The following is a 16,459-nucleotide window of genomic DNA, read 5'->3' on the forward strand; positions in this document are numbered from 1 at the left end:
CTTGGTCGTAGGTTCAAGTCCTACTGGGCCCACCATTCCATTACAGCTTTTGCATCCCATTGCTTGATCCAGGCGCTTAAACAACACTCCAGGCCTGCTTCAACCGCTCCACCGTATGCTCCCACTTCGGCGTGGTAGGCTTGCACACCGTATTTTGATTCCCGAAAAGCCCTACCTCACGAAAAGCCTTAGTAACAGGAACGCTTTTGATCCAGCGTACCGGTACGATGTACTCCAGCGTCTCTTCGTCATCCATTGAACTGGCTTTGTACAGGTGAGGGTACTCGGCAGGTGTGCTCACCTCTTTCTGTAAGCGCGCGACGCATTTGGCATAAAGTCGCGCTTTATTTGGCATTACCACGATGAAAAGAAACTGCGCCTTTTAGCGACGTTTTTGGCACAAACGATCCTTACCAATGCTCATCATAAGTAGGCCCTGAGCTTATCGAGTACCCAGGCTGTCTTTTATGGCTAGCTTCGGTCCTGCAGACGGTGCAGTAATAACTATATTCACCTTCTTGAAGAACTGATCGTCTACCATCCTCACGGCATTGCACGCATATAGCGTGTAGTGGCTCATCACGGCCAGCAAATTCATTCTTAAGCATGTAGACATGGTGTCCAACAGCCGTTCTGAAAAGTCGGTACTGATCAAAGCGTTCTTCTTTGTTTAATTTTTCTTTCAGTTCTTTGTTCTCATCCACTAGCTGCTGATATTGCAGCTGCATATCCATTAAACCAAACTGTGCTTGGGTCAGTTGATCCATGATTTCACTGATCGCAGTGTTGAGCCGCACTTGGTCGTCTAAATCCTTTGCAGCCTTGCCGATGTTGTATGCAGTTTTGAGACCTGTTCCTATTGCTAAAATATCAACCATTTTGGCTACCTATGACTATTGATTAATTTAAAACAGCCCGGCTGGTTCTGCATTTATATCCCAGCTAAAAATCAGCACCTCTTTAGCATCTGACCCTCTGCCACCTCCGACGGTATAGCGAATGTCGGTGGTTTCGATATGGTAGCCAGCGAAAACGTGGCGGATATCCGGGTGATCATTGAGGCTGATGATGGCCTTGCCTTTCAGCCTAGCCAGCATGCTCGCCATCTCTTCATACTGCTCTATGCCAAAGGGTACCCCATATCCTTCTGTCTGCCAGTAGGGCGGGTCCATGTAGAAGAAGGTGTGCGGGCGATCATAGCGCTCGATACAGTCTTGCCAGCTCAAGTGCTCGATGAAGGTGCTGGCCAGCCGCAGGTGGGCGGTCGAGAGCGACTCCTCCAGGCGAAGCAGGTTAAGTCCCGGAGGGGCAGTGGTAGCGGTGCCGAAGTTCTGGCCTTCAACGCGGCCACCAAAGGCGTTCTGCTGCAGGTAGTAGAAGCGCGCCGCGCGCTGTATGTCCGTAAGCGTTTCAGGGCGCGTCATCTTGAGCCACTCGAATACTTGTCGGCTGGAAAGCGCCCACTTGAATTGCCTGACGAACTCTTCCAGATGGTTTTGCACCACGCGGTATAGGTTGACCAGATCGCCGTTCACATCGTTGAGCACTTCGACCTCGGCAGGCACTGAGCGCATAAAGTATAGCGCGGCCCCTCCTGCGAAGGGCTCGACATAACATTGATGCGACGGCATCAGCGGAAAGATACGGTCAGCGAGGCGGCGTTTGCCGCCCATCCACGGAATGATTGGGGTAGCCACGAGGGTTCTCCTGTACGGGTTTGGAGCTCGTGGCTCTCTGTTGATTGAGGTGCCGGCAACGCGGGCACTGGATCTCGATAAACTGATAGTCGCTGGCCATGGCCAGCTTACGGTTGCACTGCTTACAACGAATCTCTGTTAACACCAGATCAAGCCTTCTAACGTTCTAACGTTTGGCTTAGACTTTCCTTGCCTCGCGCGAGGTAGAGGAGTCTTGGCCGACTTGCAGGTGTGTTCTGCTGGTTGGTGGCCACTCTTGGTGTTGCTGCACCTCGGGTGGCCACTCCTTTCTGTAAAAATTAACTGCCTAACGCCCCTCTGAAGAGCTCTTTAACTCCGTATTTCAGTGCCTCTTGGCCAGCTGCTGAGCCTGCAGAGCGTATACCCTGCATGAGTCGTTCTAATCCTTTTGGCTTGTTGAGCTCTTTTAAAACTTCGCCACCTAAAGGTGTTAAAACGAGGGGCACATTGGCATAGCTTCTAGAACCACCGACGCTTTGTGACTTGCCCCACCGACGTTGGGCATTGAGATTACGCGTCTTGAATAACTCTGCATCGAAGAGTTCGTCCATGTGATAAACGAATTTTTGGAACTCGTTTTCGCTGGCACCTTTTATGTCTTCATTTAAAAAATGCTTATACAAATCGCCCAAGGGGGTGCCCACATACTCGCCGTCACCTATCATCTGCAGAATTTCTTTTACGAGTTCAGGTTTAAGCATCATAAACTCTCCTGCTGGTTTAGATTTACACCTCCCAGCTTAGGCTATCTATGGCTTCAATTTCGCCATTTCGCACTTGCGCTTGATATGCTCCTTCCAGCGCGATCAATTTGCCCCGGCGAAGGGCGATAGCATGTAGCGCTTGCTCGACATCTTCTAAGCGATGGTTGGGATGAAAGCGTCCATCACTATCTTTCCAGCTTTGAAACTCCTTTTGCCCGGCTTCGCGTGCGAACTGGACGACTTCGAGGAGGGCGGCCCGGTTCGAGGGATCGCCGCTGTATCTGATGCCATTGATCACGACACCTTGCGCTTCTGCGTTCTTGCGGGCTTCTTCGAGCAACGCTAGAAGGGCATGGCGTTGCTCAATGCGCTCATCTTCTGAGAAGTCACGAACATGCCAGGTTTGATGCCAGCTGCCATCGTCTTGCAGCTCTGGTTCGCCCTGCGTCACTACATCACCGTCTGGTTTCGGTGTGTCGTACAGCTCAAAGAATCCGGCGTCGTTCAGTGTCTCTTCTAGCAAAATACGTGGCTGAGAAACATTTGGTTTGAGTGAGCGTACTTGTCGGCATGCTCTGGAACGCGTGAGGCCATCCTCAACTATCTTTCCAGAGACGATCTTTAAATATGGCATTCGACCTCCTTTAATCATATGTCTCGATGGTTTCACTAAAAGAAGCGCCTGTATTAGTCCTGGGAAATTCGCGATCCTTCCCCCAGATCACTCTGACTGCCCCTTGGCCGCCACGGCGAATAGAAGACCCACCGCCCCCTCCGTATTCGCCCCCATCCCCGCCACGCGGTATGGATGATCCGGTAGTGCCCATTGTCCCTGTTATTCCGCCGGACCCTCCTCTGCCACCCAGCCCCTCTCGGAAAGGATTTCCGGCGTTTGATCCACCAAGCCCTCCTGATCCGCTACTTCCTTCACCCATCAGTCCGACCCCGCCACCGCCGCCGGCGCCATAAGAACTTGACCTACCACCACCGCCGCCACCGCCGCCGCCACCACTGCCGTCTCCGCCATCGCCTCCGTAGCCGCCGCCGTAGCCGCCAGCCCCGGTATAACCACCAGCGCCGCCGCCGCCGTACCACAAATTCCCGCCGCCGCCATCGCCGCCACCATCGCCCGCGATAACCTTGCCCCCGTATCTGCTCCCTCCGCCCGCTATCACCCGGTCAGAAAATGAGGACCTGCCACCTGGACTACCGACCACAACTTCTATGGACTCTCCCGGCGTCACATTTATTTCATTGGCCCACGCCAAAGCGCCGCCGCCGCCAGCATAGTCGCTGCCTGAACTTCGCATGGATGTATTGCCTCCTCCACCCACCGCAACGGCGCAAACACGTTTGACCCCTAAGGGAACGACCCACAAATGGGTCCCGGTCTTGGTGAAAACGGCTTCGCCTGCCTTATCTGGTTTAGCGCTCAGCATTAGTGCCTCGATCATTCCCGGCCTCATGCATTTCCCGTCCACTCGATTCCATCCCACATCATCACGACCCGCGTAAACTCAGACTCTAAAACGGGCGCTTCACGGCTATCCCATTGGATATAGTCCGGCCATGTCACCGCGTTTTCTCCCAAGATATGGATCACCACCACCATCGCTCGATTAGCCCCTGGCTCATTGGCAAACGATAGCGTTCGAGGGGTGAGCGTTGCATCGACTCTGAAGACGTTCGAGGCATCGAGATCCAGCAGGGTGTCGGCTTCAATACTGGATAGATCGTAGCGCCTTAACGCCGAGCCGAACGCTACGCTGCCATCTGGCTGCTTGATCAGTGGGTCTCCCGCCAAACCGGCTTCCCCAGCCTGCATCTCGGCAATTGCCGGGGTGGCCGGTATCCAGATGTCGCGTTGCTGACCCGGCTCGCTAGCCGTGACATCGCTCACATGCGTTAGCAGACGCCAATATTGCGCACGGTGATAGACCGATGCTGGGGGGCTCAGTGAGCCGGTCAACGCCGACCACTGACCTTTGAAGCTCGAAGCACTCTCAACCATGACCTTGATCAATCCTGCACTCAATGCTGCTTCCTGTGCGGATTCGCCGGCTGCCAAGATTGCCTTAACTGCTTGGTTCATCCATTCAACAGCGGTATTAAGCTCGCTTGAGAAAGGCACCAGCTTCGGAAAGAAGCTCAGCGCCGCTTCGTCAAATTCGCGCTCGTTCATGCCGCGCACGGGCACGGCATCGAAGCGTGTGAACGTTGGTGTCGGAGTGTTCATGTGAGACCTACTGCGTCGAGGGTGAAGTGGTGGTAGCGAACGTTTTCATAGGTGAAGCGGAAGTCCTCATAGATGCCGTACACCAGGCTGCTTTCGAACAGATCGGTGCCAAAGATGACGAGCCGTTTGGCATCGAGATCCGTGAGCAGGCGAACGCCAGCGTCTGACCGGTGCTTCTCGACACTGATGCGGTAGTTGAAGGTTTTTACGACGTCGCCTTCTTGAAGCAGCAAGCGGCCGAACTCGTCACGCACTTTGCGCGAGAACGGCATGACGCCGCCGCCAACGCCATAAAGCAGGTACCCCAGCCTGTGCACGGGGCCGATAACGCAGACGCCGCATTCAGCGGGCGCATCACCCACTTGCTGAATGCTGATGCGCAGGGTGCCGCGATAAGAGGGCAGGTCATCGATCATGACGTCGCGCCGTCGCTGGATCGGTGAGAACCAGTACGCCCAGTAGCCAGTGATGCCCGTGGTCGACCGCATGTTGATGGTTCGGTCGTAAACGATGCCGTCGATGTCATCGATCAGCTCGATGCGCACCGATTCCACGTTGCGCATGCCGAATATCGCCAGACCGGGCACGATACGGCCGGGGCGCACTTCCATCTGGATACCGGTGCCCTCGTGTACCGCCCAGGGCTGGCTGCCGATCGTCGCGTCGCCGATCACGCCGTTCCACATGGCAAGCTCATTGACCGAGCGCACCTCGATCCAGCTCTTTGGGGTGGCCACAGAACCCTTGCTGGGCGGTACGCCAGTCACTTCCCTGACCGCTTCATAAACGAGGCCGTTCTCGACGACTCGATCGCCTTGTTCTCCCTCGTGCGGCCGGTAGGTTTGCTGTGCGTCGTAGTCGGCTACCGTCTCTTGGTCGCAAATGCTCGAGAGGATCTTTTCACCGGCGATCACTTCCGGCACCAGCACGCTGACTTCCTTTACTTGCCTCATGCGAGGGCCTCTTGCTGGCGTTCATGACGTTGGCGCTCGACTTCGCGGGCCGCCTTGCTGGTGTGATCGGCAATGCCGCGGCTGATGCTGTTGCCTTCTTTTAGCTCCACTTCCAGGCGGGCGATTCGATCGTTCAAGCGCCGGATCTCGCGCAATAGCTCTGCATCACCGCCGCCTGTGATTTGCAGAGGAATCGGCCCGTTCTTGAGAGGGATCACGGCTTCCGTGCCATGCAGTTCCACGGGGTAGCCGCTATCCGGCCCGGAGGCGATGCCGCCATCCCTGAATTTGGGCAGGCCCAGTTGTTGCGCGCGATCGAGCACGTACTGCTGGGATTTACCAATTGAAGCGGCGAGCTGGGCGGACGTGACGCCCGCGTTGATCGCGGCCCATCCGATCGCTGAGTCTTTCTCGTTCCAGCCACCTGTTGTTGTCGAGGCAATATGACCGGCGGCTTCTTTGACCTGGGCGTTGGAACGGGGGGCCGCTGTCCGGCTGGATACGCCAAGCGCGGCGAGCGCGTCTGACAGCGACAGTACCGAGCCGTTGATCGTTTCGAGCCACGTTTGCTGGCCGAAAATAGCTTCCAACTGCGCGGTCTCGGCGGCTAGCAGGTTGTCCAGTCGGCTCATCTCCGAATTGAACTGTCGCTCTGCCGTGACCAGTTGGCGCTCGAGCGCGGCGAGGCTGCGCTGCTCGGTCGTGAGCTGGCCATCTGCGCGATCGTTGAGCTGATCGATGACATTGGCCGTGGTCCAGAAGTCGCGTTGATAAGATTCAAAGGAGCCGTACAAGCCTGCCGAGGGTTCAGCGACGGCGGTGAGTGCCTTATCCAGCATTGCAGGATCGCCCAAACCGCCGGAAGCCAGTACGCTTTGCAAGTAGCTTTGCGCTTCGCGGCGGGATTCGGCTTGGCCAAGTTCCCGCTGCATCATGGTATCGAGCGTACTGGTGAGGCTGCGTGCAGTGCGTACCGAGGCGCTGATCGCATCCTGAATCGTGCTGATGTTCGCGTTGATGCGCTGAGTCGTCTCATCGTACGCGCTGCGCAAAATGGCTTGCTCATTCGAGATCGACTGGGTCAGCGCCTTGTAGGCATTCTGGACGCCGCCCATCAGCGTCGAGAAGCTGCGCTCTACTTCGCGTGAGACGTCTGCCACGGCACGTTCAGCGGCTTTCGCGGCGTCCGCTTCATCCTGTAATGCCCAAACGTGGCGCTGGAGGGGACGATTGGATTCATCCAGCGCATCGAGATCCCGGCGACGCAGCTCCAGGATATTGCCTTCCAACGTGAGCACTTGGCGCTCCAGCCGCTCACGCTCGCGGGCTATGTCCTGCGCGCTTCTCAACGCCCCGGTCGTAACGCTGGCAGTCTCGCCGGTGCGGGCCAGCATGGTCTGGAGTTCATCGAAGCCACCCGCAAGCTGGAGTAGCTGCACGTACTGGCGCTGACCGGATTCGGTCATCCGGTCCTGTTGCTCGACCAGCGCACGGAAGCCCTCATGCGTGGCGGGCAGGGTGTAGCCCATTTGGCCCAGCGTCTGGGTCAGGTCACGTTGTAAATTCGCGGCGCGCTCGGCGTCCGAGAAGTACGCTTGGTAGTAGCTGTTCTGAAGCTGGTTGAGCTGTTCGACACCGCCGGCGAACTGGGCGATGTTATCGGCGGCACGCAGGGCGCCCTGGGCGCTGGTATCGAATTGAAGGTTCAGCCGTTCACTCGCGGCACCCATGACGTTGAGCGCGGCAACAGCGTTCTGCGTCCGGGCAACGATGGTTTCAACATCGGTACCAAGGCTGGCAACGAACGCGCCGAAGTCACCGTCGAGCGCAGAGACGGCCGCGACCGTGCGATTCGATAGCTGTTCCATGATGCCGTCGACGCCGGACGCGGACAGGTGGACGCCCTGAACGGCGCTGGCCATCTTGTTCAGCTCCTCGGGGGAGCGGGCCAGACTGGCGAGAAGGTCGTCACTGGCAGCAAGTGCGGCCAGGAACTCGCGCTCTTCGGGAATACCGCCGAACAGTTCATCGCTGCGCCTGGTTCCTTTTCCGAAGCCCACCGTGCCGAACGCTCCGGTCGCGACAGAGTCGTGCGAAAACGAGGAGCGATCGCCGTACGTGGAAATATTGAGTCTGGGATCGGATTTGCCGCTGCCAAATGCCGCGTCGAGCGCGCCGCCGATGGCGCCACCGATCGCCGCGCCCAATGGGCCACCGAAATACGTGCCCACCAACGCGCCGCCGGTCGCGCCATAGGAGCTACCGGCTTTTTTGCCGAACAGGGACTCGCCGATCTTCGTGCCAGCGTAGCTGCCTGCAAATCCCGCCCCGGCGCCGGCCAGCCCTTGCATGCCGCTGAAGTTCTGCATCGAGCCGCCCCAGAGGCCCGTTTGCGTATTAGCGGCACTTAGCCAACCTGAGCCACCGTAAGCCTGCGCGCCGCCGGCGCCGCTCCACTGAATGTTGCCGAACCCATTCTGAACGGCGTTCCAGGCATTGCTGATACTGCCGGGGCTGATGCCAAAACCGCCGCCAGGGGCCGCGCCGGGCATGCCGCCGCCATTAGCGTTTACACCGAACGAGGCGGTGATCTGACGCGTGGTGAAGGCGTGGATCACCTCGGCGAGGGTATCGAGTGCCAAGCGCCGGAACGAGCCGAACGCGTCTTCGCTGCCGTCAAGGAACGAGCGCCACATATCGACGCTGGCGTCGTCCATGCGCTCGAGCTGGCGGGTCCAGAGCGTGGCCATGCGGTCGGCTTCGGCGCCGACGGTGGTGGCCAGCTCTTCGCTTTCGCGCTGGGCTTCCTGGAAGCTTTCGTGAAGCAGCCCCATGGCTTGCATGTACTGCACTGCGCTCATTCGGCCGGTGGCGAAGGCGAGGTTGAGTACGCCGAGATCCTGCGCGTACTGGCGGGCGGCGCGGCGGTTGGGGTTGAGGCGGTCGAGCAGATCTTCGTAAGAGGCGGCGAGCGTGGTGACTTCTTTGGCGGCTTCGCGGGTAGTAACAGTTTGTCGAGCCGTAGACTCCGTGAGAGCATCCGCTGTCACGGTCATTTCGTTCATTACCGCCGTAGCAGTGCTATCCGCGCGAGTAGCCGATTCACGCGCAGCACGGTTCTCTTTAATGGCAGTTCGTAGCTTAACTTGCCGCTCCCACAGCCCTTCCAGCACTTGAGCTTGATCGCCTATAGCGCCATTAAGGCTATCGGCTACACCCTGGTGAGAGTTTTCGTAAAAGGCTTGGCGCGCTTCAAGCTCCACAAGCTGGGCCATGGCCTCTTGAGCTTGCAGAGAGACGGCTTCCAAAGAGCTAATCAGATTATCGTATGACGCGTCCATGGCGGCAGCGGTACCGTCACGGATGGCATCGCTATTCGCATCAAGGGCGTTGGTGGCATCCTGAGCGGCAACGTCGACCAGGCCGAGCTCTTCACGGAAATAGTAGAGTGCGCCGACCGCGATGACAGCAGCACCGGCAGGTCCACCCACCAGCGCTATGGCACCGGCAGCCCCACGAGCCGAGGCGGCCATTACATTGTTGGCGACTGTTTGGCGGGAGGTAGCGCCGGTCAACAGGTTCAGGGTGCCGGTGGTGGTCGCAGCGATCGCTGATTTGGCGGTCAATGCCGTTTGACTGGCGGCGATCGCACCGACGTAGCGGCCTGCCATGATCCCGGTCGTCACAATCAGAGCGTCTTTCAGTAGATCCACTCCGCTCACCAGCATCTCGATGCGGCGCACCTGCTCGTCGGTCAGGTCGTTGGCTTCGGCCAGCGCCGGCAGCATGCCGTTATATGCTGCGAGTACGCCCGTGGCGTTGTCGATGACCAGCTCGAAGGCGCCGCCGATCCCGCCTTCGCCGAGCTGCAAGATCGACTCGCTCAGCATCGAGTTGAACCCGCGAATCGAACCGGTCAGGCCAGAGCCGATGATCTGCGCCATGCGGGAGGTCGCGCCCTCGGCGTTTTCCAGCTCCGTCGTGAACTCCCGCACGCGGCCCGCGCCGGCGGCGAGGATCTGCGCGGCGGCGCCCGCTTCGCTGCCGAAGATGGCGAACGCATCGGCGGTGCTCATGTTGGCATCGCGGATGCGCTCGAGCACCGTTTCGAGGCCATGGGCCTCGATGTTGACGTCCTCGACGGTCAGGCCGTAGTCAGCGAGTACGCCCGCCGCTTGCGGGGTGACGTTGGAGAGCTGGCGAATGATGCCGATCAGACCGGTACCGGCTCGGCTGGCTTGCAGGCCCGCATCCGATAGCACGCCGATAGCGGCGGACGTGGTTTCGATACTGATACTGGCGGACGCTGCAAATGGCCCAGCGAATGAGAATGCTTCACCCAACTGGGTGATATTGGTGTTGGATCGAGCAGAGGTCTCGGCCAGCACATCGTTGACGCGGTTGAGCTGGTCGACCTCCATCCGCATACCGCCGAGCACGTTCGAGGCGATATCGGCGGCCTGGGCAAGGTCCATCTGGCCGGCGGTAGCGAGGTTCAAGACGCCGGGCGTGGCGGCCAGCACTTCGTTGACGTCGAACCCGGCTTGAGCAAGAAAGCGCTGCGCATCGGCGGCCTGTTTGGCCGAGTGCATGCTGGTGGCGCCCAGGCTGCGCGCTTGCTGTTCGAGCTGGGCAATTTGCCCCACGGTGGCGCCGGAAACCGCCTGAAGGCCCAGAATCGAATCCTGAAACTCGGCCGTTTCGCCGATCACCCGGCGCAGACTGAACCCGCCCGCCATGCCTACCAGCGCCGTCATCGCGCCCAGCGCCATGGTGCGCATGGTGTTGAGGTGCCCGGTGACCGTTTGCGCCTGGCGCCCGGTGCTGTCCAACGCCCGCGTGGCGCGGCCACCTTCACGCTCGGTGATGCCGCCGAACTCGCGCACCTCACCCTGCGCGTTGCGCAGAGTGCCGGTGAGCTGGCGGCCGTCGCCGGTGAGGGTAACGCTGAGCGTTAGATCGTTCGCCACGGGGTGTCCTTCTAACGGCTAGTTGCGGGGTTCGTTCATGACGCTGAGCGCGCCGCGTTCGATGAGCTGGACCTGGTCCAGCCGCTCGAGCTGCTCCTTTGGTGCGAGCTGATACAGGGCGATCACGCTGAGGATCGCCGGCACCTCAAGCCCGGTGGCGCCGCCCATGCCGGCGAAGCGCCACTGGCGCGAACAGCGCTGGAACGTCTCGACGGCCTGCCAGTTCTCCGGCAGCACCTCGAAGAGATCTGGCTCGGCCTCGGCCGCCTCGGCTTCTTCCGCCAGCTCGCCGCCCAACGTGATGCCCAGGGCGGCGAGGTCATCGGCAACCAGGTTGGGCTGAGCCATACTGGCCTCCGCCCAGTGCTTGCCCGCATCGACTAGATTCGCCCCCGGTTCTTTTTTGCGATGGATTCCTGGTAGGCCGTGAGCAGTGCAGTGCTGGCGGCCGGGTCGTTTTTCAGGGCGTTCAGCAGCGCTTCGCCTTCCAGCTGTTTGCCGTCTTCGCCGGGTACCTCGATGCCCTCGGCACCAACCAGCACCTGATCGAGCAGCAGCGTATCGGCGGGCATTTCGCGCAACTTGTCCTGGGCCACCACCTTGAACTTGGCGGTGAACTTGCCGGTGTGCTCCTTGCCGGCTTCGTCGTAGACGGTCAGGGCAACGGGGTAGGTGTAAGAGCGGGCGGTATTGAGTTTGAACACGGGTAGTTCTCCTGATTGAACGCTGATTAACCGCCGCTTAATCGGCGGTGTCGGGGTGGTTAAAAGGGGCTTACCGGACGACGATCGAGACTTCGTCGTTGCCGTCCACGGGCTGAGGCATGTAGTTGATGCCGAGCATTTGCTTGCCCTTCACGTCGGCATAGGTCGGCGACTCGATGCCGATCGACGGCATGTTGAAATCGATGATGCTGCCCTTGGTCTTGCCGTGGGTGAGCTTGAGCGTGCCGACCTCTGCGTTCTGGTGAACCTCGAAGTAGTTCTTCACGCCCACACCCGGGTCTTCGATCTGTAGCGAGCCGGACGGGCCGCGGCCGTTGATCTCCACCTCGTTGGCGCCAACTACCTCGCTCATGTGCTCGACGCTGTTGCTCATGTTCAGCGAGAACTGGCTGAACGCGACGTCTGCGCCCATCAGCTTCAACAGCTCGGTGTTGGTGCTGTTGACCACCGGCGCTTTCTTCCACTGGCTCAGCGTCACGTTCGGCAGCTCTTCCTGCGTGACCGGGCTCACGAGTCCGTACAACGTAAAGCGCACCACGGGGATGCTGTTACCGTTGAGGGTGAACTCCGGCGTACCGTGCGCGCCGCGGCCCTTGTGCAGGTTGCCGTCCATGTGGGCGAAGAAGACGCACGAGTCTTCGTTTTCAGAAACGGGCGCGTAGGTGACGCTTTCACCCTCGACGATGACTTCGCTCCAGCCACAGGCGCGCAGCATCGCGCCCCAGGGCGGCGGCGTGCCGGCGGTGCCGCTGGTGTTCAGCTCCACCTCGACCTGCACCTGAACGTGCTTTTCACCCGGCGCTTGGGGGGCGTTGCCGTAATAGGGTCGGATGTAGTTCCGGTCGATGTTGTTGCCGGCCAGTGGCGTGGTGGTGATCTCGCGGGCCAGCACGGCGTGGCTCGCGGCATCCGGGGTGGTGGTGCCATCGTTGTAGGCGTCTTCCAGGGCGACGATGAGCGCCCGGCGGTTCGTCTTCATGCTCACGGTTGTTCTCCTACCACCGGTATTCAGTGGTGAATACGTCGACCCAGAAAAGGGCGTGTGACTTTAAGCTCAGGATCTGGCCGCGCTGCCACTTGATGGCGCTGTCGCAGTCGTCCGGTATCCAGTTGATCAAGCTTTCCAGCATCGGCTCGCGCAGTAGCGCCAGCTCGTCGTCGGTATTGCCCAGCGGCAGGTTGCGTCGCTGGATACCGGTGACGAGTAGCACCTCCGGTTTAACGAGATGGTCGGCGCCGCTGCTCATGTCGTGGTGGGTGACGTTTTCACGCCCCAGCACCAGCATCCGGCTCGGGTTGACCTTCGCGTTTTGGGCGGCGTCTACGTCGGCCGCGAGCTGCACCCTGGGGCCATCGAGTGCGTTCAGCCGCTCAAGCCACGGCGCGAGGGATAGCATCAGCCCTTCGCCTTCTCGGAGGCGGGCGCGGCTTCCATCTCCAGCGCCGGATCACGCGCGATCGCCTTGTAGGCGCTGCCTTGGTCATCCAGCGTCAGCTCTTTCCACTCGTTGGTGAGGATCACGCCGCACACCTGGCGCTTGATGCCGGGGGCTTTCGTCTTTACCCGCACCGCTACCTGCTTGCGCGGGGGCGGTGGGGCTTTCTTCTCAGCGGTGGTGGCCGCTGCTTTGGTGGTCTGTTTGGCACTCATGGCTATCTCCTAAAAACCGCCGCCGTTGAACGCTCGGCGGCCTGAGTTCATCTGCACGCTGCCGGCGCTGCTCGAGGACGGGCCGGTCGAGATCCCCAGCCGTACTTCGCCACGCGACACGCTCTTCAAGAACTTCACCGCGTCGTCGTAGCGCTTCTGCACCTGTTCGCTCGCGTGCTCGTCGTAGAGCCGGTAGCGGGCGATGTCGCAGGCGTTGGCGATCACGATGCGCGGCACCGGTACCAGCGGCACCGGGTAGCCGGCGGCGTTCACGTAGCCGTCGATCTCGCCGCTGGCGTCTTCGCAGGCGCGCTCGATCACGGCGGTATCGATTGCGTTACCGCTGGCATCACGGGCGATCGCGAGGATCTCGTCGGCACCGAAGCGCTCGATGAGGTCCGCTTGGGTGCAGTACGCCATCTCAGATCTCCGGCTCTTGAGTGGCGCCGGCGATCGGGAAGGTGCAGTCCTCGACCTCCAGCGCCGGGTCGCTGCGCAGCTGCTCGATCTGCTCATCGGTCAAAAGCTCAAGCGCGATGCCGGTGCCTTCGCGGTTGAAGCGATGGCCCGCGCGGCGGCGGCTCTTGATGCGGCGTTTCGTGCGCACGAACAGACCGGGCACTTCCTCGGTGTCGATCGGCGGCAGGGCGTGGCCGGTACCGTCGCCGGTCAGCTCGTTGCCCGGGATCTCGGTAGGCGTTTCCGGCGATGTACTGGCATCGATCGCCACGGCGTCGGTCGTTGCCGGTGGCACCGGCTCGATGTCAGGTGCCATGGCCGTGGCCGTTTCCAGCACGGGCGCTGGCTCGGCGGCGGCCGGTGTCGCCTGCTCGGTGGCTTCCGCTGCTTTTGCCTCGGCCTCCTGCTTGGCCTTGGCGGTGGTGCGTTTACGCGCAGTCATGACGTTCTCCGTGGCGCGGCGCCCGCCGGGGCAGGCACCGCGAAGGTCGGTTGAAGGGGGCGTTACGCCTTGCGCAGCCAGGGGTTCTTGATGAGCTGAGAGGTACCGGCCCACTCGTTGTCCGCCCCGTTGGCCGCCTGCGCGTTGTTGAGGATGCGCAGAGCTGCGCCCTCAAGATTGCTGGGCACCATCGTGTGGGTGTGGCGCAGCGCCAGCGGGCGGCCGTAGTCGCCGGTCATGTCCTGCAACGCTTTGCGCGCGGCTTCGTAGTTCTCGGCGTTGAGCGGCTGGCGGGAGCGCACAACCAGTTGCCACAGCCCGGCGCCGGCGTTGACGCGGGCATCGGTACCGAACAGGAACTGGTCGGTCATGAAGACGGCCGTGTCGTTGAGGTCGGTCAGCGCACGGAAGCTGTAATCACGGCGGCGCTGGAACACCACCGGCTTGATCACGCGCGACAGATCCATCACGTACCAGGCATCGCCGTCGCCGCCCATGTCGTTGGACACCGAAGTCTCCACGCCCAAGGCGTTCAGCACCGGGTGGTCGGTATCGAACAGCGGCTGGCCGTCGTAGCACTCCGGGTTCGCGGCCAGCACCTCGACGGCGAGCTCGTTGGGGTGCTCGCGGCTGGAGCGGCCGAACTCCTCGAAGACCGGCGCGTAGAGACCAAAGGTGTCGTCTTCGATCGCGTCGCGCGAGACGCCTTCGGTCAGCTCCCATTTGCGGTTCTTGATCGAGAAGCCTGCGCCCTCGAGCGAGTGGATCACCCGGTCGCCAAGCCACTCGCGCATGCGCGGTAGGCCCTTGAGGAATGGGTACACTTCGACGGCGGTAGTCGAGGGCACGATGGTGCAGAACTGCTCATAGAGCGCGCCCTGTTCGCCCATCGAGCTGAAGCCCTGCTGGAAGTTGGTGTTGTAGGCCTTGAACAGCGCCTGCAAGTTGGCGGAAGTGAGGTTCATGGTGGTTCTCTATCCTTTGTCTGGTGAGCGCCGGGCCTATCAGGCGCTGGCGACCGGGCCATTGGTCGGGTCGATGCGTACCCACACGCCGAAGTCGTCGACGCCGTCGATCACGCCTGCCACGGAGCGGGTGCCTTCGCCGTCGGTCTTCGCGACGGTCTGGTCGTCGACCATGAAGCAGAAGAAACCCACGTCGCCGGGGCCGATGGCGTCCTCGCCGGTGGCGCCGGTGAAGGCGAAGCAGCCGCGCTTTACCTCGACGTGCTGGTCGCCGTTGTCGCCGGTTTTGTTGTCTTCAAAGTGTGTGGCCACGCCCACGGCCACCAAGCCGTTGCCAGGCCCGGCGGCGGCGGCGAAGCCGGTCACGGCCATGGCGACGATGCCGCCGGCGTACACCACGGCGCCCGCTGCCATCGGATGGCTACGGCTGATGTTTTCGCGGTAGGGCGTGTTGCGGTTCTGGGTTAACGCAGTCACGGTGCAGTCCTCTTGGGGGGATCAGGGGCGAGCGGCTTACGCGCTGGCGGCGGGGTTGGCTTGGCGGTACTGCTCCGGCGTCAGGCCCATCGACTTGCACACGGCCAGCTCGGCGTCAGAAAGCTCATCCTTGCGCTGGTCGTCCCTGGGCGGGTTGCCGCCGGTCTGGGTGGTCTTGAGCGCGGCAATGCTCGGGGCGCCGTCCAGGTGCGCCTTGCACGCGGCGAGGCCTTGCTTGCGCAACCAGTCCGCCGTGGCCTGGCCGGGGATGCGGCCGTCTTCGAGTCCATCCTTGATGAGCGTGTCCAGCTCGGCGTTCTGGTTGCCGGCTTTCAGCACGGCGAGCTGCTGGGTGGTTTCATCGAAAACGGCGCGGGGCACGTACTGGCTCATGTCCGGTGCGGCGGTCGTGCTTGATGCCTTTAGCGCGGCCACGGCCTCGGCGGGCTGTGCGTCGGCGGTGGCGCCAAGTGCGGTGCGCAATGCCGTAGCGTCATCGGCGCCGGCTTTCAGCGCGGCGATGGCGGTGTCGATCTGCTCGTCGGTGGCGTCGGTGGCCAGGCCGAGCGTGGCAATCAGCTGTTCACGTTTCACGGGGTCGATCTCCTCGGGTGTGTCGTGGGATACCGACAAGCGCGCAGCGGCGAGCCGCGCTGCACCTTCGTCGATGGCGGGGGTGTTGGTTAACGCCAGGTGCAGCAGGTCGAGCGGCTGGCCCTGGGCGTCATAGGGGAAAACGGGGGAGAGGTAGCGGTACTCGTTGGCCTCAATGGCCGCACTGGCGGCGGCTGTCCACGCGATCGCGCCGTAAAGGCCGTCTTCGCGGTACTCCAGCGAACGCGGGTCGATCCAGCCAGCGGCAGGCGCAGGCTTGCCGTTCTGTTCGGCGTAGAGGGTCTGGTGTTCGTAGTCGATGGCGATATCGGTACTGCGCGCAGCGGCCAAGCGAATGATCGCTTGAGCAGCGTCGGCAGAGAGATGCCAAGGGCCAGTGCCTTCCGCCGCCCCACGCGGTGCGTGAAAGGTGCCGGACGGCATCAGGCGCGTCTTGTCGTTGGTGGCTTGCACGCTGAGGGCGCAAACGGCAACGCGGGGCTTGGAGTGAAGGCTTTGTGTTTTCATGCCCCCATGATCGGGGGCTTAGGGCGGGGCGTGGATT

18 protein-coding genes are annotated in these 16,459 nt (G+C 61.2%); all 18 read right to left on the bottom strand.

Annotation, left to right across the window (positions count from 1 at the left end):
* Positions 1-410: 410 nt before the first annotated feature.
* The 18 genes from RN346_RS04460 to RN346_RS04540 all read right to left on the bottom strand — a co-directional run bounded on the left by RN346_RS04460 (position 411) and on the right by RN346_RS04540 (position 16,422).
* Positions 411-878: a hypothetical protein gene (locus RN346_RS04460; RefSeq protein ID WP_311962256.1), complete on the bottom strand. Its 468-nt coding sequence runs from the start codon at positions 876-878 to the stop codon at positions 411-413.
* Between the two features lie 27 nt (positions 879-905).
* Positions 906-1,697 carry a DNA adenine methylase gene (locus tag RN346_RS04465; protein WP_311962257.1) on the bottom strand — a complete coding sequence of 264 codons (792 nt, stop codon included), beginning with the start codon at positions 1,695-1,697 and terminating at the stop codon, positions 906-908.
* Positions 1,648-1,797 carry a hypothetical protein gene (locus RN346_RS17050; RefSeq protein WP_409335794.1) on the bottom strand — a complete coding sequence of 50 codons (150 nt, stop codon included), beginning with the start codon at positions 1,795-1,797 and terminating at the stop codon, positions 1,648-1,650. Before RN346_RS17050 ends, RN346_RS04465 begins: the two co-directional genes overlap by 50 nt.
* 199 nt (positions 1,798-1,996) lie before the next feature.
* Complete coding sequence (locus RN346_RS04470) at positions 1,997-2,422, bottom strand: hypothetical protein (RefSeq protein ID WP_311962258.1); 426 nt, start codon at positions 2,420-2,422, stop codon at positions 1,997-1,999.
* A 22-nt stretch (positions 2,423-2,444) separates the two neighbouring features.
* Positions 2,445-3,056: a DUF4376 domain-containing protein gene (locus RN346_RS04475; RefSeq protein ID WP_311962259.1), complete on the bottom strand. Its 612-nt coding sequence runs from the start codon at positions 3,054-3,056 to the stop codon at positions 2,445-2,447.
* A gap of 828 nt (positions 3,057-3,884) precedes the next feature.
* Positions 3,885-4,658, bottom strand: coding sequence for a hypothetical protein (locus tag RN346_RS04480; protein ID WP_311962260.1), 774 nt, complete (start codon positions 4,656-4,658; stop codon positions 3,885-3,887).
* Complete coding sequence (locus RN346_RS04485) at positions 4,655-5,611, bottom strand: hypothetical protein (protein ID WP_311962261.1); 957 nt, start codon at positions 5,609-5,611, stop codon at positions 4,655-4,657. Before RN346_RS04485 ends, RN346_RS04480 begins: the two co-directional genes overlap by 4 nt.
* Positions 5,608-10,581, bottom strand: a complete 4,974-nt coding sequence (locus RN346_RS04490) for a phage tail tape measure protein (RefSeq protein WP_311962262.1) — start codon at positions 10,579-10,581, stop codon at positions 5,608-5,610. The genes RN346_RS04485 and RN346_RS04490 overlap by 4 nt, the downstream gene beginning before the upstream one ends.
* An 18-nt stretch (positions 10,582-10,599) precedes the next feature.
* A complete protein-coding gene (locus RN346_RS04495; RefSeq protein ID WP_311962263.1) occupies positions 10,600-10,929 on the bottom strand; it encodes a DUF1799 domain-containing protein in 330 nt (109 codons plus the stop codon).
* 32 nt (positions 10,930-10,961) lie between these two features.
* On the bottom strand, positions 10,962-11,285 hold the full coding sequence (locus RN346_RS04500) for a hypothetical protein (RefSeq protein ID WP_311962264.1): 324 nt from the start codon (positions 11,283-11,285) through the stop codon (positions 10,962-10,964).
* Between the two features lie 70 nt (positions 11,286-11,355).
* On the bottom strand, positions 11,356-12,285 hold the full coding sequence (locus RN346_RS04505; protein ID WP_409335795.1) for a phage tail tube protein: 930 nt from the start codon (positions 12,283-12,285) through the stop codon (positions 11,356-11,358).
* 16 nt (positions 12,286-12,301) lie between these two features.
* A complete protein-coding gene (locus RN346_RS04510; RefSeq protein ID WP_311962266.1) occupies positions 12,302-12,703 on the bottom strand; it encodes a hypothetical protein in 402 nt (133 codons plus the stop codon).
* On the bottom strand, positions 12,703-12,957 hold the full coding sequence (locus tag RN346_RS04515) for a hypothetical protein (RefSeq protein WP_311962267.1): 255 nt from the start codon (positions 12,955-12,957) through the stop codon (positions 12,703-12,705). Before RN346_RS04515 ends, RN346_RS04510 begins: the two co-directional genes overlap by 1 nt.
* A 9-nt stretch (positions 12,958-12,966) precedes the next feature.
* Positions 12,967-13,377 (bottom strand): DUF1320 domain-containing protein, encoded by a 411-nt coding sequence (locus tag RN346_RS04520; RefSeq protein WP_311962268.1) that lies wholly within the window; start codon positions 13,375-13,377, stop codon positions 12,967-12,969.
* 1 nt (position 13,378) lies between these two features.
* Entirely contained in the window at positions 13,379-13,858 is a 480-nt protein-coding gene (locus RN346_RS04525; RefSeq protein WP_311962269.1) for a hypothetical protein, read from the bottom strand.
* Between the two features lie 62 nt (positions 13,859-13,920).
* Positions 13,921-14,823, bottom strand: a complete 903-nt coding sequence (locus tag RN346_RS04530) for a Mu-like prophage major head subunit gpT family protein (protein ID WP_311962270.1) — start codon at positions 14,821-14,823, stop codon at positions 13,921-13,923.
* Positions 14,824-14,862: 39 nt separating this feature from the next.
* Positions 14,863-15,300: a hypothetical protein gene (locus RN346_RS04535; protein WP_311962271.1), complete on the bottom strand. Its 438-nt coding sequence runs from the start codon at positions 15,298-15,300 to the stop codon at positions 14,863-14,865.
* Between the two features lie 36 nt (positions 15,301-15,336).
* A complete protein-coding gene (locus RN346_RS04540; RefSeq protein WP_311962272.1) occupies positions 15,337-16,422 on the bottom strand; it encodes a phage protease in 1,086 nt (361 codons plus the stop codon).
* Positions 16,423-16,459 lie beyond the last annotated feature (37 nt).

Source organism: Halomonas sp. PAMB 3232 (assembly GCF_031954225.1).
Taxonomy (GTDB): domain Bacteria; phylum Pseudomonadota; class Gammaproteobacteria; order Pseudomonadales; family Halomonadaceae; genus Vreelandella.